The organism is Pseudodesulfovibrio sediminis, assembly GCF_020886695.1.
GTDB lineage: Bacteria > Desulfobacterota > Desulfovibrionia > Desulfovibrionales > Desulfovibrionaceae > Pseudodesulfovibrio > Pseudodesulfovibrio sediminis.
In genome coordinates this window covers 3,300,472-3,321,347 of sequence record NZ_AP024485.1, presented here as the reverse complement: position 1 = coordinate 3,321,347, position 20,876 = coordinate 3,300,472, and the positions used below count along the sequence as shown (strand labels likewise).

Annotated in this window: 17 protein-coding genes; 14 read left to right on the top strand and 3 right to left on the bottom strand. The window is 55.4% G+C overall.

Features of this window, described 5'->3' with window-relative positions:
• Window positions 1–8: 8 nt before the first annotated feature.
• From phnH to SRBAKS_RS15595, 10 genes are all read left to right on the top strand, one after another.
• The gene (gene phnH / locus SRBAKS_RS15640; protein WP_229591825.1) at window positions 9–608 is read left to right on the top strand and encodes a phosphonate C-P lyase system protein PhnH; all 600 of its coding nucleotides are present in this window, start codon (window positions 9–11) and stop codon (window positions 606–608) included.
• 1 nt (window position 609) lies between these two features.
• A complete protein-coding gene (locus SRBAKS_RS15635; protein WP_229591824.1) occupies window positions 610–1,716 on the top strand; it encodes a carbon-phosphorus lyase complex subunit in 1,107 nt (368 codons plus the stop codon).
• A gap of 5 nt (window positions 1,717–1,721) precedes the next feature.
• Window positions 1,722–2,666 (top strand): alpha-D-ribose 1-methylphosphonate 5-phosphate C-P-lyase PhnJ, encoded by a 945-nt coding sequence (locus tag SRBAKS_RS15630; protein WP_229596999.1) that lies wholly within the window; start codon window positions 1,722–1,724, stop codon window positions 2,664–2,666.
• Window positions 2,667–2,674: 8 nt separating this feature from the next.
• The gene (gene phnK, locus SRBAKS_RS15625; RefSeq protein WP_283816488.1) at window positions 2,675–3,457 is read left to right on the top strand and encodes a phosphonate C-P lyase system protein PhnK; all 783 of its coding nucleotides are present in this window, start codon (window positions 2,675–2,677) and stop codon (window positions 3,455–3,457) included.
• Window positions 3,458–3,465: 8 nt separating this feature from the next.
• Complete coding sequence (phnL, locus tag SRBAKS_RS15620; protein WP_229591823.1) at window positions 3,466–4,164, top strand: phosphonate C-P lyase system protein PhnL; 699 nt, start codon at window positions 3,466–3,468, stop codon at window positions 4,162–4,164.
• A 2-nt stretch (window positions 4,165–4,166) separates the two neighbouring features.
• Window positions 4,167–5,327 (top strand): alpha-D-ribose 1-methylphosphonate 5-triphosphate diphosphatase, encoded by a 1,161-nt coding sequence (locus tag SRBAKS_RS15615; RefSeq protein WP_229591822.1) that lies wholly within the window; start codon window positions 4,167–4,169, stop codon window positions 5,325–5,327.
• A gap of 154 nt (window positions 5,328–5,481) precedes the next feature.
• Window positions 5,482–6,303, top strand: coding sequence for a phosphonate ABC transporter ATP-binding protein (gene phnC / locus SRBAKS_RS15610; protein ID WP_229591821.1), 822 nt, complete (start codon window positions 5,482–5,484; stop codon window positions 6,301–6,303).
• A 73-nt stretch (window positions 6,304–6,376) separates the two neighbouring features.
• Entirely contained in the window at window positions 6,377–7,258 is an 882-nt protein-coding gene (gene phnD, locus SRBAKS_RS15605) for a phosphonate ABC transporter substrate-binding protein (RefSeq protein ID WP_229591820.1), read from the top strand.
• Window positions 7,259–7,260: 2 nt separating this feature from the next.
• Window positions 7,261–8,364 (top strand): phosphonate ABC transporter, permease protein PhnE, encoded by a 1,104-nt coding sequence (gene phnE / locus SRBAKS_RS15600; RefSeq protein WP_229591819.1) that lies wholly within the window; start codon window positions 7,261–7,263, stop codon window positions 8,362–8,364.
• Between the two features lie 574 nt (window positions 8,365–8,938).
• On the top strand, window positions 8,939–11,527 hold the full coding sequence (locus tag SRBAKS_RS15595; RefSeq protein WP_229591818.1) for a chemotaxis protein CheW: 2,589 nt from the start codon (window positions 8,939–8,941) through the stop codon (window positions 11,525–11,527).
• A gap of 63 nt (window positions 11,528–11,590) precedes the next feature.
• On the opposite strand, the gene SRBAKS_RS15590 is transcribed toward SRBAKS_RS15595, so the two are convergent.
• Both SRBAKS_RS15590 and SRBAKS_RS15585 read right to left on the bottom strand, forming a co-directional pair.
• A complete protein-coding gene (locus tag SRBAKS_RS15590; protein ID WP_229591817.1) occupies window positions 11,591–12,019 on the bottom strand; it encodes a TMEM43 family protein in 429 nt (142 codons plus the stop codon).
• Between the two features lies 1 nt (window position 12,020).
• The gene (locus tag SRBAKS_RS15585; RefSeq protein WP_229591816.1) at window positions 12,021–12,818 is read right to left on the bottom strand and encodes a hypothetical protein; all 798 of its coding nucleotides are present in this window, start codon (window positions 12,816–12,818) and stop codon (window positions 12,021–12,023) included.
• A gap of 245 nt (window positions 12,819–13,063) precedes the next feature.
• Here SRBAKS_RS15585 and SRBAKS_RS15580 point away from each other — a divergent pair, with 245 nt between their 5' ends.
• Both SRBAKS_RS15580 and SRBAKS_RS15575 read left to right on the top strand, forming a co-directional pair.
• Window positions 13,064–14,476, top strand: a complete 1,413-nt coding sequence (locus SRBAKS_RS15580) for a sensor histidine kinase (RefSeq protein WP_229591815.1) — start codon at window positions 13,064–13,066, stop codon at window positions 14,474–14,476.
• Entirely contained in the window at window positions 14,473–15,804 is a 1,332-nt protein-coding gene (locus SRBAKS_RS15575; protein WP_229591814.1) for a sigma-54-dependent transcriptional regulator, read from the top strand. The genes SRBAKS_RS15580 and SRBAKS_RS15575 overlap by 4 nt, the downstream gene beginning before the upstream one ends.
• On the opposite strand, the gene SRBAKS_RS15570 is transcribed toward SRBAKS_RS15575, so the two are convergent.
• Entirely contained in the window at window positions 15,782–17,857 is a 2,076-nt protein-coding gene (locus SRBAKS_RS15570) for a S16 family serine protease (RefSeq protein ID WP_229591813.1), read from the bottom strand. The genes SRBAKS_RS15575 and SRBAKS_RS15570 overlap by 23 nt on opposite strands.
• A 691-nt stretch (window positions 17,858–18,548) precedes the next feature.
• Between SRBAKS_RS15570 and SRBAKS_RS15565 the strand changes: the two genes are divergently transcribed.
• Window positions 18,549–19,004 carry a universal stress protein gene (locus SRBAKS_RS15565; protein ID WP_229591812.1) on the top strand — a complete coding sequence of 152 codons (456 nt, stop codon included), beginning with the start codon at window positions 18,549–18,551 and terminating at the stop codon, window positions 19,002–19,004.
• Window positions 19,005–19,047: 43 nt separating this feature from the next.
• The gene (locus SRBAKS_RS15560) at window positions 19,048–20,847 is read left to right on the top strand and encodes an SLC13 family permease (RefSeq protein ID WP_229591811.1); all 1,800 of its coding nucleotides are present in this window, start codon (window positions 19,048–19,050) and stop codon (window positions 20,845–20,847) included.
• Window positions 20,848–20,876: the final 29 nt, after the last annotated feature.

Below are 20,876 nucleotides of genomic sequence, written 5' to 3'. Positions count from 1 at the left end.
GAGTACGTATGTCGGAAAACGCGATCAACACCTCTTTCCATGAGCAGGTCGACCCCGCTCACAACAATCAGCGGATATTCCGGGCGATACTGCTCACCATGTCCCGCCCCGGTACCGTCACGGTCATCGGCAACTGGCCCAACCCGCCACAGGGGCTGCACCCCGCAGCCGCAGCGGTGTGCCTCGCTCTTGTGGACATGGACACACCGCTCTGGGTCGGACCCAAGGCCCCTGTCGACATTCAGACCTTCCTCCGCTTCCACTGCGGATGCTTCATCCCCCGAAAGCCCGAAAACGGCGCGTTCGGCCTGATACTGGACGGCACCCGACTGCCCGACTTCGAATCCTTCAACCCCGGCGACATCGAGTACCCCGACAGGTCCGCCACCCTGATCATCCAGGTGGATTCAATCAATGTGGGCCGGGGCATCACTTTGAGCGGCCCCGGAATCAATGGAAACACCCGACTCTCCGTGGACGGACTGCACACCGACTTCTGGCAGGCAATGCAGGACAACCACAGGCGGTTCCCCCTCGGTTTCGATGTGATCCTGACAACCAAAACAGAGATCGTCTCACTGCCGAGAACGGTCCAGGTGGAGTTATAACGTGTACGTAGCCGTCAAAGGTGGCGAAATAGCCATCGACAATGCTCACAGGCTCATGGCCGAAGAGCGCCGGGGGGATATAACCATCCCGGAACTCACCGTTGAACAGATTCTCCAACAGATGCGCCTTGCCGTGGATCGGGTCATGAGCGAAGGGTCACTCTACGACCCCGGTCTGGCAGCCCTGGCCATCAAACAGTCGCGGGGCGATCTCGTGGAAGCCATTTTCCTGCTTCGCGCGTACCGCACCACACTTCCCCGACTGTACACGACCCAGCCCATCGACACCACGAGCATGCAGGTGCGCCGCCGCATCTCCGCCACATTCAAGGATATTCCAGGCGGACAACTGCTCGGCCCCACATTCGACTACACGCACAGGCTGCTGGATTTCTCGCTGGCCGCCGAGTCCCGGCTCCCGGAAGTCCCGACCGCGCCGATTGACGACACGCCCCTGTCCCGCGTCATGGACATTCTCGGCACCGAGGGGCTGGTCGACGCGCCGGCCCCGGACGCCCCGGAACAGGTCGGCGACATCACACAGGACCCGGTGACGTTTCCTGTGGAGCGAGACATCCGATTGCAGAATCTCGCCCGCGGCGACGAGGGGTTCCTCCTCGCCCTCGGGTATTCCAGTCAGCGCGGGTTCGGTGACAACCACCCTTTTGCCGGTGAAATCCGCATGGGCGAAGTCGCCATCTCCATCGTCCCCGATGAACTCGGGTTCGAGGTCGAGATAGGCGACATAACGGTGTCCGAATGCGAAATGGTCACCAGCTTTGTCGGTTCGAAAACAGCCCTCCCAAAATTCACCAGAGGATACGGCCTCTCCTTCGGCTACAACGAACGCAAGGCCATGGCCATGTCGCTGGTGGACCGCTCCCTTCAGGCCAGAGAGCTTGGCGAGGACCTTGTCGCTCCGTCCCAGGACGAAGAGTTCGTGCTCTCCCACAGCGACAATGTTGAAGCACAGGGATTTGTTCAGCACCTGAAGCTCCCACACTATGTGGACTTTCAGGCTGACCTGGTCATGGTTCGCTCCATGCGGGAAGCAATTCTGAAAAAGGAACGGCACACGGCAACGCCCGAATCCGAGGAGGCGGCATGAGCTTCATGGAAGAAACCACTGTGGATTCGAACCACGCAGTGCCGGGAACCGGCGACACCGGGTACAACTACGGCTACCTGAACGAGCAGACCAAGCGAATGATCCGACGGGCCATCCTCAAGGCCGTGGCCATTCCGGGATATCAGGTGCCCTTTGCCGGTCGCGAAATGCCCATGCCCTATGGATGGGGAACCGGCGGCATCCAGTTGTCCGCGAGCATCCTCGGCGCGGATGACGTCTTCAAGGTCATTGATCAGGGAGCCGACGACACGACCAACGCGGTCTCCATCCGCTCGTTCTTCGCCCGCGTGACCGGCGTGGACACCACGGAAAAGACGACCGAGGCCAGCGTCATCCAGACGCGCCACAGAATTCCCGAGGCACCGCTGAGCGAAGGCCAGATCATGGTCTATCAGGTTCCCATCCCGGAGCCGCTGCGCTGGGTCGAAGCACGGGAGACCGAAACCCGCAAGATGCATGCTCTGGAAGAATATGGCGTCATGCATGTCCAGCTGTATGAAGACATTGCACGGCATGGGCGTATCGCCACCAACTTCATGTACCCGGTCAAGGTCAATGGACGGTACATCATGAGTCCGTCCCCCATCCCGAAATTCGACAACCCCAAGCTCGACATGAGTCCGGCCCTGCACATCTTCGGAGCCGGGCGCGAGAAACGCATTTATGCCGTGCCGCCCCACACCGAAGTCAGGAGCCTTGATTTCGAAGACCACCCGTTTTCGGTGGAGACCTGGGACGACTGCTGCGCCCTGTGCGGCGCCGAAGACAGCTATCTGGACGAGGTCATCCTCAACGACAGGGGCGAGCGCATGTTCGTCTGCTCGGACACGGATTACTGCTCGACCCGACGGGAGCAGGGACACGTCGGCCCCATGGCCGAACGCGACGACATAGCCGAACTCAAGGGCTCCGCCCCGCAAACAGCATAGAGACACACATGACTATATCCATGGAACCGATGATTCACGCTGAAGGCGTGACGAAATATTACGGCGATATGATTGGCTGCAAGGACATCAGCTTCGACCTGTGGCCCGGTGAAATACTGGGCATTGTCGGCGAATCCGGTTCGGGCAAATCCACCCTGCTGCGCTGCCTCTCCGGTCGACTCGCCCCGTCAGACGGGCGTGTCAGCTACCTGTCCGGAGAGTTCGGCGGCATCAACGTACATGACTGCTCCGAATCCATCAGGCGCAAACTCCTGCGCACCGAACTCGGCGTGGTCCACCAGAACCCGCGTGACGGTCTTCGACTGGGCGTCACCGCCGGTGCCAATCTGGGCGAAAGGCTCATGAGTATCGGTGAACGCCACTACGGCACCATCCGTGAGACCGCCATCCAGTGGCTGGGTGAGGTCGAAATCAGCGCCGACCGTATCGATCATTTTCCCAAGACCTTTTCCGGCGGCATGCAGCAGCGGCTGCAAATCGCCTGCAACCTGATCACCTCGCCGCGCATCATCTTCATGGATGAACCCACCGGCGGGCTGGATGTCTCGGTGCAGGCCAGACTGCTCGACCTGCTGCGCAATCTGGTCGCCCGGCTCGGACTCTCGGTCATCATCGTCACCCACGACCTGTCCGTGGCCCGTCTGCTGGCCCACCGGCTCATGGTCATGAAAGGCGGTGAAGTCGTTGAGACCGGGCTGACGGATCAGGTGCTGGATGATCCGCAACACCCGTACACCCAACTGCTGGTTTCCTCCATCCTGCAAGCCTAGGAGACACAATGTCAGTCAACATATCCGTCAAGAACCTGAACAAGACCTTCACCCTGCACACGCAGGGCGGCACGGTCATCGACGTGTTCGCCAATCTGGACCTCGAAGTCCGGTCGGGTGAATGCGTGGCACTGGCCGGATCCTCCGGCGCGGGCAAATCCTCGCTGATCTGCTCGTTGTACGGCAACTACAAGCCGCAGTCCGGCTCCATCAATATCCTGCACAACGGGCAGATGATCGACATCGTCACCGCCACCCCGCGAACGGTCCTCGACATCCGCAAGCACACCATGGGGTACGTCAGCCAGTTCCTGCGGGTTGTCCCCCGTGTCAATGCGCTGGACGTGGTGGCAGAGCCGCTCTTCCACCTGACCGGCGACCCGGTGACCGCCAGAGACAAGGCCGCCTTCCTGCTCAAGCGGCTGAACATACCCCCGACCCTGTGGACTCTCCCGCCAGCCACCTTTTCCGGCGGCGAACAGCAACGGGTCAATATCGCCCGTGGCTTCAGCGTGGATTATCCCATCCTGCTCCTTGATGAACCCACGGCATCGCTGGATGCGGACAACCGGCGGGTGGTGGTCCAGCTCATCAAGGAAGCCAAGGCTCGGGGCACGGCTGTTGTCGGCATCTTTCACGACGAGGAAGTACGCGACGAAGTGGCCGACACAGTATTTGAAATGCGCAGCTTCAAGGAGGCAGCATAATCATGAATATCATCATCAAGAACGCCAGGATACTGCTCAGAGACGCCGTCATCACCGGATCGGTCAAAATCACGAACAGCTTCATCTCCGCCATCAGTCAGGGATCGTGCAACGTGACCAACGCCATCGACTTCGACGGCGACTATCTCATGCCCGGTTTTGTGGAGCTGCACACCGACAACCTGGAACAGGAACTGGAACCCCGCCCCGGCGTCTTCTGGCCCGACCCGCTCACCTCTGTCATGGCCCATGATGCACAGATGGTCAGCGCCGGGATCACCACCGTGCTCGACGCCGTGTCTCTGGGAGAGTACCACGACGGCCCCAGCCGCTCGAAGATTCTGGACATGTCCATTCATGCCCTGCGCAAAACACGCAGGACCGGCGTGCTCAAGGCAGACCACAAGCTCCACCTGCGGTGTGAATACTCCGACCCGAAAGTGCTGGAGATGTTCACTCCCCATATCGATGATGATGTGCTGATGCTTGTCTCCCTCATGGACCACACGCCGGGACAGCGCCAGTTCACGGACACCGACCTTTACCGCCGCTACTACCAGAAGAACTGGAGCGACGAGGAATTCAACGACATCGCCCGGAGGCTCGTCGCCACGCAGGCAGCCTGCGCCATGGACAACCGCAAGGCCATCGTGGATTTATGCCGCCAGCGCAACATGCCCATTGCCAGCCATGACGACACCACTCCGGAGCACATCACCCAGGCGATACAGGAGCGCATCGCCATCTCGGAGTTTCCCACCACACGGGAAGCCGCCGAGCTGGCGCGCGAAGCCGGAATCAGGATCGTCATGGGTGCTCCCAACGTGGTTCGTGACGGATCGCATTCCGGCAACGTGGCCGCACGCGATCTGGCCGAAGCCGGACTTCTGGACATCCTGTCATCGGACTATGTGCCGGGCAGTCTCGCCTCCGCAGCCTTTGCCCTGCACCGCGAGCTTGACATCCCCCTGCCCGAATGCGTTGCCAAGATCAGCCTGAACCCTGCCCGGGCCATCGGTCTTTCGGACCGAGGAGAAATCCGCGTCGGCCAACGGGCGGACATGGTCCGTGTCCGTGAAATCGAAGGAATTCCGGCAGTGTTACAGACCTGGAGTGTCGGGAGCATGAGCACCAGTGAAATCCCGACTAAAAACGCCGCCTGATTGTTACAGGCATCCGCGGACACTCCATACAATTGTTACAAAACCACAATACCCCTGTCGCAGGCAGTGTGTAGACATGCAGAGTGGGGAGAACCTGTCCGAATGGACAAGGCAATCTCCCATAACATGACTCGAATCAGTCCGGGAGGCTGCAATGAAATCCATTGATATAGGCGGCAACAAAACCAGAGAAGCCATCAGGGCGACCGCCCTGTCCAAGGTGTATCCCAACGGAACCGTGGCCCTCAGGGACGTTTCCGTGGGCATCAATCCGAACGACTTCTGCGTAATCATCGGCCTGTCCGGCGCGGGTAAATCCACCCTGCTCCGGTGCATGAACCGCCTCGTCCGGCCCACCAGCGGCCAGATCGCCCTGTTCGGCGAAGACGTGACCTGCGTGAACGGCAGCCACCTCAGGCAGGTCCGCAGGCGCGTGGGCATGATCTTTCAGCAGTTCAATCTCGTGCGCCGACTCACGGTCATGGATAATGTGCTGGTCGGTCGATTGCGCTTTAACGCCAGCCCCATGAAACGGGGACTGAGCATGCTGCGTCTTTTTTCCAGACAGGAAAAGGAGTTCGCCTTTGACTGTCTGCAACAGGTGGGCATTGCCGACCTTGCCTACCGCAGAGCCGACGCACTGTCCGGCGGACAACAGCAGCGGGTGGCCATTGCCCGCGCACTGGCTCAGGAGCCGGAGGTCTTTCTGGCGGACGAACCCATTGCCAGCCTTGATCCACGCAGCTCGGAAACGGTCATGCAGATCCTTTCCAAGATCCATGAGGAAAAGGGCATCCCCGTACTGGTGAACCTGCACCACATCGACTTTGCCCAGCGATACGGAAAGCGCATTCTGGGCATGTCCAAGGGAGAACTCATTTTCGACGGCACGGCCCGCGATCTCAACCCCGAGGCAGTGTCACGCATTTACGGCGACAAGGCGGAAGAGGCTCTGGAAGAGCTTTCTGCCGCTTAGATCCATAGGAAAGAAAACATCGTGTCTTGAGGCAACAAACGCAACTGTTTTAAATTATTACAGGAGATTTCCAATGTTCGGCAAACTGACCAAATTGCTCATAGTGGCCACTCTGATGGTGGCATTCGCCCTCCCCGGCCTCGCTCATGCCGGGACCAAGGACTGGCCCAAAACCCTCAAACTCGGATTCATCCCCACAGAGGGAGCCGCCGACTCTGCCAAGCGCGCCCGCCCCCTGGCCAAGAAGCTGGAGGACTTACTCGGCGTCAAGGTCGAAATATTCACCGCCTCCGACTACAACGGCATCATCACCGCCATGGCCAACAAGCATATCGACATCGCCTACTTCGGCCCCAAGAGCTATGTCGAAGCCGCTGAGAAAGCCAATGCCGAGGCATTGCTCCTGGAACTCAACAAGCAGGGTCAGCCCGGCTATACCGGTATCATCATCGCTCGCAAGGATTCCGGCATCGCCTCCATGGACCAGGCCAAGGGCAAAACCTTTGCCTTCACCGACCCCAACTCCACGTCCGGATTCCTCGTCCCGAACGTCATCTTCGCCCGTGACATGAAGATCGATCCCAAGCAGTACTTCAAGGAAGTCCGTTTCTCCGGCTCGCACGGCGCTTCCATCCTGGCCGTCAAAAACGGCTCCATCCAGGTTGCCGCCACCAACAACATCGACCTTGACCGCATGATCGAAAAGGGTTCCGCCTCTCTGGAAGACTTCATGATCCTGAAGAAGTCCGACCTCATCCCCGGCGCCCCCATTGCCGCCCGCAAGGACCTGCCCGCAAGCCTGAAGGCCGCAGTCGCCGGTGCCCTGCTCCAGATCAACGACGATCCCGAGGCCCTCAAGATCCTGCAGAACGGCGGATACGCCCACACCAGCGACAAGAACTACGACATCATCCGCTACCTGAAGCGCCTGAAAAAGCAGCTGGCCAAGAAGTAATCATGAGTCATCAACTGACACTCGAACAGGTCACCCCCAGGAAGAGCTTCCTTGAGAAGCTCGCCCTGGGGGGCCTTCTGACCCTTATCCTGGCGGTCCTGGTGGCGTCCTACATTTCCACGGACATCGACCCGTTCAAGCTATACGACAAACGCCAGAACGCCTTTGAATACCTCTTCGGACGAGAGCTGAACGACACGGACAAGCAGGCAGCCATGGATCAGGCCAACCGCTTGCCCGAGATCATCGCCTTTGAAGAAGCGTATCAGGACATCAAGGCCGAATACATCGCTTCGGGCAAGACCGTTGACACCGTCGCCATCCAACGCGAGGCCCAAAAACGGGCCACCGCGCACATGGCCACCATGTCCACGGCAGAACGCTCGGCGCTCGTCAAAGAGGAATACGACCGCATCGCCGATGAAAAGGAAGGGGGCTATTTCCCTCCCGAGACGGCGTGGTCGCACATGAAGGAGTATCTTTCCGCGCTCATCGAGACCGTGGCCATCGCCATCTGGGGGACATTGATCGCCTTTATCGCAGCCATCCCCATGGCCATGTTTGCGGCCAAGAATACGCTGGAGCTCATGATACAGGGAGACGGCATCCGCCAAAGGATCTTCCGCTGGTTCGGCCAGTTCGCGGCCCGGCGCTCCCTGGACTTCTGCCGGGGATTCAATGAGTTCGTCATGGCCCTCATCTTCGTGGCTGTCATCGGGCTTGGTCCCTATGCGGGCGTGCTCGCCCTGGCCATCCACACCTTTGGCGTCCTCGGCAAGGTCTTTTCCGAGGCCATCGAGCAGATCGAACCGGGACAGGTCGAAGCCGTGACCGCCTCGGGCGCAGGACCGGCCCAGATCATGGCCTTCTCGGTCATCCCGCAGGTCATGCCCCTCATCGTCAGCTACACACTGCTCCGCTTCGAATCCAATGTCCGTTCAGCCACCATCCTCGGATTCGTGGGCGCAGGCGGCATCGGGTTCCTCATGTTCGACAAGATCAACGGTTATCTCTATCGCGAAGTCTGCACCATGATGATCATGGTCATCCTTTCCGTCACCCTGATCGACTATATGTGCGGCATATTGCGCCGCAGATTCGTCTGATCCACTTCGTTGCCACCAATGCCTCCGAGGGGAATGCCCTTCGGAGGCGCTCCTTTTCCTTCTGCAACACAGCAACCCTCCAGACACCATCCTCAGCGCTTCTCCATGGCCTGTCTCAAGAGAGAGCGCCCTTTCCAGATCTGCCTGTCCTTGTCCGCACTGATTCCATTCCCACATCACGCCGACATCGAAAACATCCTATAACAAACTTATATTACTAATAAAATGCATTATCCATGCTCAGAAACAAGCGTCTGGCCGGAGTCCTCTGCGTACAACAAAAAGAAGCGGAACACCGTCATCCGCCGTCTCGAATCGTCGCTATACAAAGGTAAAAAAAATACAATTTAGAAAAATATAATGGAATCACACCAAAAAAGGATGGCATTAATTTGACAAGAAAAGAATTTGTTGAAATTAACAGATCAAAACAACATATCATATTTTACAAAAAACGACAAAATACGCAAACACGTCTGCCTGCCACAATATGACAATCGTACCCATATCCCCCCTGCTTCTGATTCCAAATCCCTGCCGTTTGCTCTAACCAGACTATCCTGGAGACACGCTTATGTCCGCATCATCATATCACGACTTTTCCATCCCCCAAGAGCTCCTGAACGTTGTGCCCTACATGGAAAGCGTTGAAGGCTGTCGTGAAGAGCTTTCCACTCTTGGCAGTCAATGGGATCTGCTCACCATACTCGGACAAATGAGCGGAACAGGAACGGATATGACAGGAACGCGCGAAGGGTTTCAGAAGCTGGCCTCGGAACTGCTGGGCCAACTGGGACTGGAAACGCTGAAGAAGGTGTCCAAGGATATCGACGCCAAGGCGCAGGTCGTGGTGGATATCGTCATCCGCAATCTCTTTGAACGAACGGCTGACATAGGATTTCTGGCCACGGACAGCGATATCCGCGACTTTCTCGGCAATGTCGACCTGCCCCGTAGCGGCAAGCGGTCACAACTCGACATGCACGAGGCCATTGTCGAGCGATTCCGTGAATATGTTGAGAAGTATTCCGTCTACTTTGACATCGTGCTTTTTGATACCCAGGGCAATATCGCGGCCCGGCTCGACCCGCAGTACACCACCACACATTCAGACGACGCCTTCATATCCGAGGCCCTGACAACATCCGATGAATACGTCGAATACTTTGGAAAAACAGAGATTCTCTCCGACCACGGCGACTCGCTGATTTATGCATACAGAGTCACGGAGACGGATGCCTCGGATTCGACGCCGCTGGGAGTCCTGGCCCTGTGCTTCCGGTTTCAGAATGAAATGGACGGCATTTTTAAAAACCTGATCGCGCCCACGGACTGGGTTGTCCTCACCCTGCTGGACAAAGACGGGCGCGTCATCGCCAGTTCGGACCAGGATCACGTCCGCATCGGCTCAACCATGGAACTGGCGCTGCAACAGGACTCGCGCGTGGTTCGATTTGCCGGGCGGGAATATCTGGCCAAGACCTGTGCGACCAATGGCTATGAGAGCTTCTTCGGGCTGGGCTGGTACGGACACGCCATGCTCCCCCTGGAGCACGCCTTCAATGCACACGGCAACACGCTGACCGATCGCGCGGACGAGAAGGTGCTTGCAGCCGTGATGAATGATCCCCGACTGTTTTCCGAAGAACTGCGCAACATCCCCATCCAGGCGGACCTTGTTCAGTCCGAACTTGAGCGCACTGTCTGGAACGGCAATGTCAAGGAAAGCGATTCCCAGTCCAAGGTGCTGCTCTGGAATATATCCGATGCCGGTGCCCGGACCAAACTGGTGTTCGAAAAAGCCATCGACAATCTGCACGAGACAGTGGTGTCCGCCATTCTTGACGACGTGGAATTTCAGGCCGCCCTTGCCGTGGATATCATGGATCGCAACCTGTATGAGCGAGCCAACGACTGCCGGTGGTGGGCTTTGACCTCGGCCTTCAGACGCATTCTGGCCAAATCCGCGATATCGGATCAGGATGTACAGGCCATTACGGACATACTCATCTACATCAACGACCTGTATACGGTGTATACAGCCCTGTTCATCTATGACAGCAAGGGCACCATTCTCGCCATTTCAGACCCTGAAAAGAACTATTTCATCGGTCGCCCCGTGTCCAAGGACTGGATCACCGAGACACTGGAGATACAGGACAGCCAGCAGTACAGCGTGTCGCCCTTTGAGACCTCGAACCTCTATGAGGACAAACACACCTATATTTACGGAGCCTCGATCACTGACAGCAAAAATCCGTCAGTGGTGCATGGCGGCATTGGCATCATCTTTGACAGCGAGCCGCAGTTCAAGGCGATGCTGGAAGAAATCGTGAAAAAGGATGAGGGAACCGGTCAACAAGGATTCGGCCTTTTCACTGACCGCAAAGGGCGTATCATCAGCTCAACCGACGCCGAGTTCGCCCCCGGAGCATCCATTGACATCGACCACGACCTCTTCACGCTGAAAAATGGTTCAAAGACCTCCAGAATCATCGAGTTCAGGGACCAGTACTATGCCGTTGGCGCGAGTGCGAGTTCGGGATATCGGGAATACAAACGGAATGACAACTATTCCAATGATGTCATCGCGTTGATATTCTCACCCCTGGCCGAGATATCCTCTCTGAAACACGTCGAAGCCCAGCGACGGGAGATGGCTATCGATGTCAAGAATACCCGTCCCAACGGTGAGGATTGCACCGAGATTGCCTCATTCCACATCGGCAACTCATGGCTGGGCTTCAAGGCTGATATCGTTGTCGAGGCCACGCGTTTCAACAACATCACCCCGATCCCGGGTGCCGCACCGACCCTGCGAGGAAAGGTCCTGTATGACGACAAGGTCGTCCCTGTCATCGCCATCCACACCCTGATGGGCGCAGAATACCCCAGAGATGAATCCTCACTGAACATCGTCTTTGTCCAGTGTGACAGCGAGTTCAGCGAAATCGGCCTGCTTGGGCTGATCGTCGATTCGCTGGCCGAGATTCCAGCCGTATCGCAAGACTGCATAGACTCCTGCCGCTCCAACCTCGAAGGCTACGACTACACCGAATGCATGGTAAAGCCGGAGCAGGGATGCCCGGAGAAAGGGTTGCTCGTCGTCCTGAATCCAGAACGACTGGTGAAGCATCTCGTCAAGGACATCAATTACTGGTAGATTTTGCTACGCTGAAAGGAATAACGCATTTGATCCATTTTCTAAGCAACAAAACCTAGATATTTATTCGTTCTTTGCCTCCCTAAAGAAGAAAAAGCCCATAGTTCCTCCTACCAGCCCCTGCAAAGGTCCTATCCACAAAACCGAACTATCTACCATCTGTACCATTGAGGCCACACTGAACCGGGTCACAAGGAATCCAAGAATGATCAGCAAATACCCCCCAGAAATGGCCATTGTAACCCAAAAAAAGAAACTATCAGCCTGCCTTTCTTTATCCATCGGCGTTGCAAGCGACCCCAAGATAAGGCTGAGCGTAGGAACAATTGCGGGCAACAACCATTGAAAGGCCTTTTGTGCATAACCATTGCTATCCTCACCGAAATGATTGCCCGCAAGTTGGATAATAACAATAAGAATGCTTGCCCCACCAAGCCCAAGCCATAACAAGGCCAATCTACGCTGGCATTTCCTCATTGGCATTGTATCCATACTATTTCTCCTTAAAAGCTTGAGCCAAGCCACTACGCTCAAGATGGGTTTTGGCAGGAAGACTATTTGTTTCAAAAAAAACTTTATTGCTCGTTTTGGTAAACTGATAGACAAGAACCTGAGCTCTATGTTTTGGCGTCATAGATTGATCTGCAATTTCCCTTGGAAGAAAGACAGTTCCATCTTTAAACCACTGACTACATTGAGTTTCAGCAGGCTCAATATCTTGTTCAGTGAAAATATCTTCGGTGGAAACGACAAAAGCAAGTACTCTGTAATATCCAGGTGCTTCGGTAAACAATCCTCGCAAAAAATTCTCAAGCGTATATTCTCCCCCATTAAATGGGTCCCATTCTTGCGCCCATCTCACATCACCCTCAAAAGGCGTCCCATCAGCTTTAAATCGTTCTAAACGAGCAACAATGGCAAACCCACTCGAATCACACTCGAGAGGCAAAAATCTCCTATCGATATACCCTGCCGCATCCATGGCCCGACTGAAAAATCCCGCGACCCCTCTCAACGACCCCGCATAATCTGATGGTCGCAGATACGGGGTAAGATCGGCTTCCGTTGATGGTTCTGGCGGATTACAGGGGAAACCTATCTTATCCTCAGATACACTATGCCATGAAGAAGATGCGTTCTCAGTCATTGTGGGTTCAGCTGCCGCTACAATCGGCTCAGATGATTCTATAGGTACTGAGTTTTTAGCACAGCCAGACACTAAGAACACAAACACTAACAAGGGTAGCAACATTCCTACCAACCAAAAGGACGATTTTTCGTTTTTCTGCATGTCTCCTCCTTGTCCACAATTTTCGATAAGTACCCGCGAGATACAGTTCTAGAACATATACAGCACCAATACGAATAATACAATATAGAAACAACTTTTTTCAAAAAGAAATAACATAAACAACAAATACATTTCTGAGATTGAAAATCATGCCATCCCTTCAATTATGGGAGTAAAACTTGCGTTTTATCATAGCCGGGCATAGAGTTCTAACTTCTGCTAATTATGTGGAGAGTATAGTATTCATGGTCAGACCGAATCTCAGACAGACCATTGTCATTGGAATTGCAATTTTTACGTTTGCTTTCGGCAGCATCGCCCTGCTGTCGCTTTCCAATATCAATCAATTGCAGCAGGAAGTGCTGCTGGTGGAGCGCGCAGACGACCTGCGCAACCTCATTCTTGAGATTCGACGCGAAGAAAAGAACTTCTTTCTCTATCAGGACACGGCATTATTCTCCATCGGCGAGGAAAACCTGAAACACGCCATGGATATCCTCAACATCCTGTCAGAAGAAGTCACCAGACCGCACAGCAAACACTACGGCACCGAACTGACACAAGGTATCGAGAAATACGCCGGCCTCCTGAAACAATTCAGCTCCACATCCAGCAATATCAGAGAGAACAGCCCGGCTGCCCACGCGCTCCGCGAGACAGGCCAATCCCTTGTGGAAGATTCACGGGCCATTGCCGAGTTCGAACGGGAGAACATCCTGCTCATCAACCAAGAACTGCGGATGACGCTGATTATCTCCATGGCCGTTGTCGCGGTCGTGGTGCTCGCGCTGGTGTTCTTTGTCTCCCGGAGCATCCTCGGCCCGTTACGGCAGGTGCAGGAAGCCACGCGCCAGATAGCCCAGGGAACGTTCATCCCCCTTGAAGTCAAGAATGCCGGGGATGAAATCCAACAGGTATTCGTTGCCCTCAACTCCATGGTCGAACAGCTCAATAAACGACAGACGCAGCTCGTACAGGCACAAAAACTTTCCTCCATCGGCACACTGGCGTCAGGCATTGCCCATCAGTTGAACAATCCCCTCAACAACATATCGACGTCAGCCCAGATCCTTTCCGAAGAAACCGCCGGGAACAGTGCATTCGCAGATAAAATGATGCACAACATCGAGCAGGAAACCATCCGCGCCCGCGACATCGTCAAGGGGCTGCTCGAATTCTCCAGACATAAGGATTTCGTACCGCAACAGTGGAACCTCAAAACGGTTCTTGATGGTGCCATACAACTGGTCTCCAGCCAGCTCGGCCCCCGCATTTCAGTAGACGTGCAGGTAGCCGACGAGATCAGCCTGTTCCTTGACAGGCAACGTTTTCAGGAAGCCTTGATCAACCTCATGATCAACTCCATACAGGCCATCGGCGACAACGAAGGGCGTATTGAAATCGCGACGATGCAGGACGCAGACCATCAGGTCATCACCATTTCAGACACCGGCGAAGGCATGCCCCCGGACACGCTCCAGCGCATTTTCGATCCCTTCTTCTCCACAAAGGACGTTGGGCAGGGAACCGGTCTCGGCCTTTACATCGTCTATGGCATCATCAAGGAACACCGAGGGTCGATCCGCGTCGAAAGCGTCCCCGGCCAGAAAACCACGTTTTTCATCCGCCTTCCGCTCAACCAGGAGGAGCTGGCATGACCGTCGCATCCATCATGGTAGTCGAAGACGAGCGAATTGCCCGGGAAAACCTGACGCATGTGCTGACCTCCTCCGGCTACAATGTCACTGCCCTTGCCTCTGCCGAAGAAGGGCTCCGCGAGTTGGCCAAGAACGAGTATGATCTGGTCATCACGGACCTGATGCTTCCGGGAATTGACGGCATCCAGATGATGGAACGCATCCGGGCCCAGCACCCGATGGTCATCGTCATCGTGGTCACCGGACACGCCACTGTCTCCAACGCCGTCAAGGCGATGCAGAAAGGCGCACACTCCTACATTGCCAAGCCGGTCAAGCTGGATGAGCTGCGGCTCCAGGTGGAACGGGCGTTGGAACAGCACGCCCTTTCAGTGGAAGTCCAGCGTCTGCGCAAAATCGTGGCACAGGGTAAAAGCGATTTTCCGCTCGTCGGCGAGAGCGATGTCTTTGTTCAACTGAAGAAAACCGTCAGGCAACTGGCCCAGATGAAATGCAACGTCCTCATTCAGGGCGAGACCGGCACAGGCAAGGAGCTTGTGGCACAGGGCATCCATCAGCTCAGCCAGCGATCCGAAGAGCGTTTCATGGCCATCAACTGCGGTACGTTCACGGCAGAACTGATGGACAAGGAACTGTTCGGCCATGAAAAGGAAGCATTCACCGGCGCCAACAGAGGACAGAAAGGCATTCTCGAAGTCGCTGATGGCGGGACGGTCTTTTTCGATGAAATCGGCGAACTGCCGTTGAACATGCAGGTCAAGCTGCTCCGGGTCCTTCAGGAGCGCACCTTCCTGCGCGTGGGCGGGACCAAGGAAATCCCGGTGGACATCCGGGTCGTTGCCGCGACCAATTGCGACCTGCGCGAACTGGTTGAAAAAGGTGAATTTCGTCAGGATCTCTACTACCGCCTCAACGTGGTCACCCTCCAGGCTCCGCCACTGCGGGAACACCGTGAAGACATCCCGATCCTTATCGGTCACTTTCTGGAAAAGCACCACCAGACAGGGCAAACGATCAACTCCATTTCCCAGGATGCGCTGGACATTCTCATGAACTACCCGTTTCCGGGCAACGTGCGGGAGCTGGAGAACATCGTGCAGCGAGCCCTGGCCCTCGGCCAGGGAACATCCTTCACGCCCGACCTGCTGCCGGCCGGCATCAGCAACGTCGAACCCGAAGCCCCGCTTCCGACTCTTGAAGATCTGGAAAAGGCGCATATCCGCAAAGTGCTTGCGGCCTCGGCCTCAAACAAGACGCAGGCAGCCCGCATCCTCGGTATAGACCGGGTCTCCCTGTGGCGGAAAATCAAACGGTATCATCTGGAGTAGGTGACGCGCACAGGGCTTCCCTGGCCGCTTCATCCATGGTCGAAACAAAGCGGATATCCAGATCCTCAAGCACGGTATCCTCAATCGATTGCACTCTTGAGGCACACCCCTGCGGCAAGATGACCGTGGCAATCCCGGCAGACTGTGCCGCCATGAGTTTTTCCCTGACACCGCCCACCGGCAACACCTCGCCAAGCAGGGACAACTCTCCTGTGGAGGCCATGTCCTGCCGTATGGGGCGCCCGGTCAGCAGAGACAGGAGCGCCAGCGTAATGGCCACGCCGGCGGAGGGCCCTTCCTTGGAAACAGCGCCTGCCGGAATGTGGATGTGGATGTCCGATGTCGCATAAAAATCAGGATCTATGCCGAACTCTTCGGCATGACTGCGGCAATAACTCAGAGCCGTCTGCGCAGACTCACGCAAGACTTCGCCCAATGACCCGGTCAATATGAGCTGCTTGTTGCCCTTCATCCGTGCGACTTCCACAAAGATGATTTCACCTCCATTCTGAGTCCAGACCAGACTCGTTGACAACCCGACCTTGGGCTGGGACTGCGCGGACGCCATGGCAAACGGCGGTGCTCCCAACAATTCGAGGACCATATTTTTATCTATCTCAACGGCGGTATTCCCTTCCGTAAGCACCTGCTTGGCAAGCTTGCGACACAGGGAAGCCAACTGCTTGCGCACCCCACGCAACCCCGCCTCACGAGTATACCCGAAAATGATGGCCCGAACCGATTCAATGGGCAGATTCACGAGCTTTTCGTTCAGGCCGTGCAACTGCAGTTGATCGGGAAAGATATACCGTGATGCGATCTGCAGCTTTTCATCCAGAGTGTAGCTCGGAAAATCGATGATTTCGAGACGGTCCCGCAGCGGAGCCGGAAGCCGCTCCACGGCATTGGAGGTGCAGATAAACAACACGCTGGAGAGATCGAACGGTAGGCCGAGATAGTGATCCACAAAGGCGTGGTTCTGCTCCGAATCGAGCATTTCAAGCAGGACCGATGTGGCGTCACCCTGAAAATCCTGCACAGCCTTGTCCACTTCGTCCAGCATGATGACAGGGTTTTTGGCTCTGGCTTTTTGTATGCCTTGAATGATGCGGCCGGGCATGGCGCCGACATAGGTGCGCCTGTGTCCGCGCAGCTCGGCTTCGTCACGGAGACCTGCCAGGGAAAGGCGGAAGAACTTCCTGCCCATGGCCTCGGCAATGGCCTTGCCAATGGACGTCTTGCCCATGCCGGGCGGGCCGTTAAAGCACAAAACGAATCCGTGAAGGTGACGGGATCGAATGCTTTTCTCGTATAATTCATTAACATATGCACGCAATTTGGTCAGATTGACGGGTTTGCCGAGATATTGATCGGCCCCCTGTCGCATGGCTGCCACAGCCGTCTTAACGGTAGCATACCCTGTGATCATGATCACTTTGGTGTCCGGCCACTTCTTGCGCAGCACCTGCAACAACTCCATGCCGTCCATGCCATCCATCTTGAGATCGGAAACGACGATGTGAGCAGGCTTCTTTTCCATGGCGGCCACCGCTTCAAGGCCGTTGGCGACTGCCTCCACCTCAAATCCATCGGCTTCGAACACGATGGAGAGGTTTTCGCGGGCAATAAGTTCATCATCCACCAGCAGAATGCGGGGCAAACTTTGGGCGCAGAGATTCTTGACCGCGAGAAATTCAAGGATGCGGTCCTTCACCCGCCCCAGCCCGTAATGTCGTGCATTGAGCACTTCCTCGGCACGGACAATATCCAGATCATCCTTGGTGGTGGTATTCCAGGGAAGGGAAAGAATAACTTCCAGAAAATTCAGGCTGATCGCATATTCGGGCGAAGACGGATCAACGCTCTTCAAACGGTCACATTCCGCTCGGGCTGTTTCCAGGATCTCAGGGGAAAGACCGGCAGATTCGATCTTTTCTCGCAGGGAGTCATGCGGCAGGGAAACCGGCGCATGTTCTTTTTTTGCGGGAACGTCCTCGTCTGTCGTTTTCACCTCTTTGGGAGAAGAGGAGCCTCGAATGCCGAACCATCCCATATTTGTCGCCTCCTGCAATAAATCCGTGTGCGGGAGGCTGCGCATGATACGGCGGCCGGAAGTCATACCTCCCTATTATTACTATATATCATGCAGATCGGGGCTTGTTAAGGTTGCAGTTAGCAACGCTGTTCAAAAAAGAACAGAGTTCAGCCCCGATCCTCTTCGAGCACCCACCGATACGCCGATCAATAAATCTCTAACTTCCTGATTACACAGCTTTAATTTATTGAGAAATAATAGTGAAAAAAAGCACAGATAAGTATGAAGCCCACAAAACACCCAAAAAAGCCGATTTTCCAACTCAAGGCTGTTGCATATTGCATCATACAATATCCAGAAATACCCCCACATGTGAGACGACACACTGTTTCACGGGATAATGCTGTTGCAAAAAGCATCATAGAGCATTCTTCCAGACTGTGTTTTTTTTCATTTACCCTGCATTTACAGGAGGTTGTGACCAACCAGCTTTTTGGCATGTGTTTTGATTATACAAGGCCTGAGAAGCAAGAAGACGATCTCCACACTTTAACCATAGGAGAAGTTCATGCCCTTCTTTAAGTCGATGAAACGAATGGTGGATAGGCACTACACGCAAATGGCAGCTGCCAACAGCAACACATGTCATGTAGGAGCCTGGGCTTTCTGCCAAGAAAGCCATCTTTTGCAAAACACTGGAGGTTTTCCGATGATAGGTTTTTTCAAGCGATTTTCAAAGAATCCCACTGAAATGGTCACCGATACCCCGATCCCAGAAGTAGCCCAATGCGACTGTGAACGGCAGGAATGCAAGATACTCATCGTCTGCAAGGGCGCTGCCTTTTCAGACAGTATTGCCGACTACGCCATAGACATGGCCCAGAAAACTCGCAGCTCTCTTGTGGCACTCAATCTTGACGAGTCAGGGAAGCAGTTTGACGATTTCTGCTCCAAGGCAAAGCAGAGCATTCAGGAATTCTCCTGCAAGGCCATGGAAGCCGGACTGGGTTTTGCCCACGAAGTGCGGCAGGGAAATGAAGAAGCTGTTGTTTCCGAACTGTATTCGCAAGATCCCCAGTTCAGATACATTATGGATGATGCCCCGGACATCTGCAAGAGAGGCACCATTCCAGTGTACACTCGAGCGACACTGCACGCGAAATAATTCGCCGCAACGTTCTATTTTCATATATTCTTAAGGACTTTAAATGACTCCTGAAATTATTACGGTTATGGCCGTACTCGTACTCGCTGTCCTTCTTTTCATCTTCGAATGGGTCAGGGTCGATGTCGTCGGTCTCATCATGATGGTCCTGCTGCCCCTTCTGGGATTGGTCACTCCACAGCAGGCCATCAGCGGGTTGAGTAGTAACGCGGTTGTCTCCATTATCGCTGTCATCATTATCGGTGCCGGTCTGGACAAGACCGGCATCATGAACTCAATGGCCAGGGTCATTCTCCGATTTGCCGGTAAAAGCGAATCACGGATAATGACCCTTATTTCAACAACGGTCGCTTTCATCTCTGGCTTCATGCAGAACATCGGCGCCGCCGCACTGTTCCTGCCGGCAGCCAAACGCATCGGTAATCAGACTGGTGTTCCCATCGGTCGCCTGCTCATGCCCATGGGATTCTGCGCGATCATTGGCGGCTGTCTGACCCTTGTCGGCTCCAGCCCGCTCATCCTGCTCAACGACCTCATGGTCGTGGGTGGAACCAAATACGAATCATTCGGCCTTTTCAGCGTCACCCCCGTTGGCTTGCTGTTGATTGCAGCGGCGCTGATCTACTTCATCATCTTTGGCCGGTTCGTTCTCCCCACCCGGTCCGAAGACGAAAGCTCCGGCCCCATGTCCTCTGTTCTGACCGGCACATACAATAACGTCGGTTCCCTTTTTGAATTGCATGTGCCCATGGACTGGAAGAATGATTCCACGCTGAAATCACTCGATCTCAGGCCGGTGTACTTCGCAACCCTGGTCGCCATCGCACGCGACAACGGCAAGGATCACATCTTTGCCCCGCTGCCGAGTGAAACCATCCAGGCTGGCGACCACCTCGTTTTTGTCGGTCCTCAGGAGTTCATCGAACACATGGCCGAGGATATGGGCTGGGCCTTGCAGGCCGAACTGTCCACCTTTGCCGAAGAACTGTCGCCGAACAACGCCGGCATCATGGAAGGTATCGTCACGCCGCGCTCCGAATTCATGGGCAAGACCATTGCCGAATTCCGCCTGCGCGAACGGTTCAAGGTTTCCACTCTGGCCATATTCCGTGGCGACAAACTGTTTGTCAGCGGCTTGAGCGACATTGTCATCGAGTCTGGTGACGCCCTGCTGGTCCACGGCCGCTGGGAAGTCTTCCATATGCTCAACGGCCTGCCCGATCTTGTCTTCACGGAAGACGTGAAGGGTGAGATCCTGCGCACCGAAAAAGCCAAAGTCGCGCTCTTCTGGCTCGCCGTCTCCCTCGTCCTGATTCTCGGGTTCCACATCCAGCTGTCAATTGCACTGCTGACCGGTGCCCTCGGCATGGTCCTCACAAAGGTCCTGACTATCGACGAAGCATATCAATCGGTCGACTGGATGACAGTCTTCCTGCTCGGCGGACTCATCCCGCTGGGCATGGCCTTTGAAAACACAGGAGCAGCGAAATATATCGCTGACACCATCATGGGTGCGCTCGGCACACCTACGCCATTGGTACTCCTGACAGTCATCGGCATCCTGACATCCTTCTTCACACTGGTGGCCTCCAACGTCGGCGCGACCGTACTGCTGGTCCCATTATCCATGAATATGGCGCTCAACGCCGGGGTCGACCCACGAGTCGCAGCACTCACCGTGGCTGTGGCGGCATCGAATACGTTCGTTCTGCCCACCCACCAGGTCAACGCCCTGATCATGCGTCCGGGAGGATACCGCACCATTGATTACGTCCGCAGCGGTGCAGGCATGACCGTCATTTATATGGTTGTAATGATAGCCGCACTAATGCTATTCTACTAAAAAACAACGGGGCCCCGGTGAACTCTCAC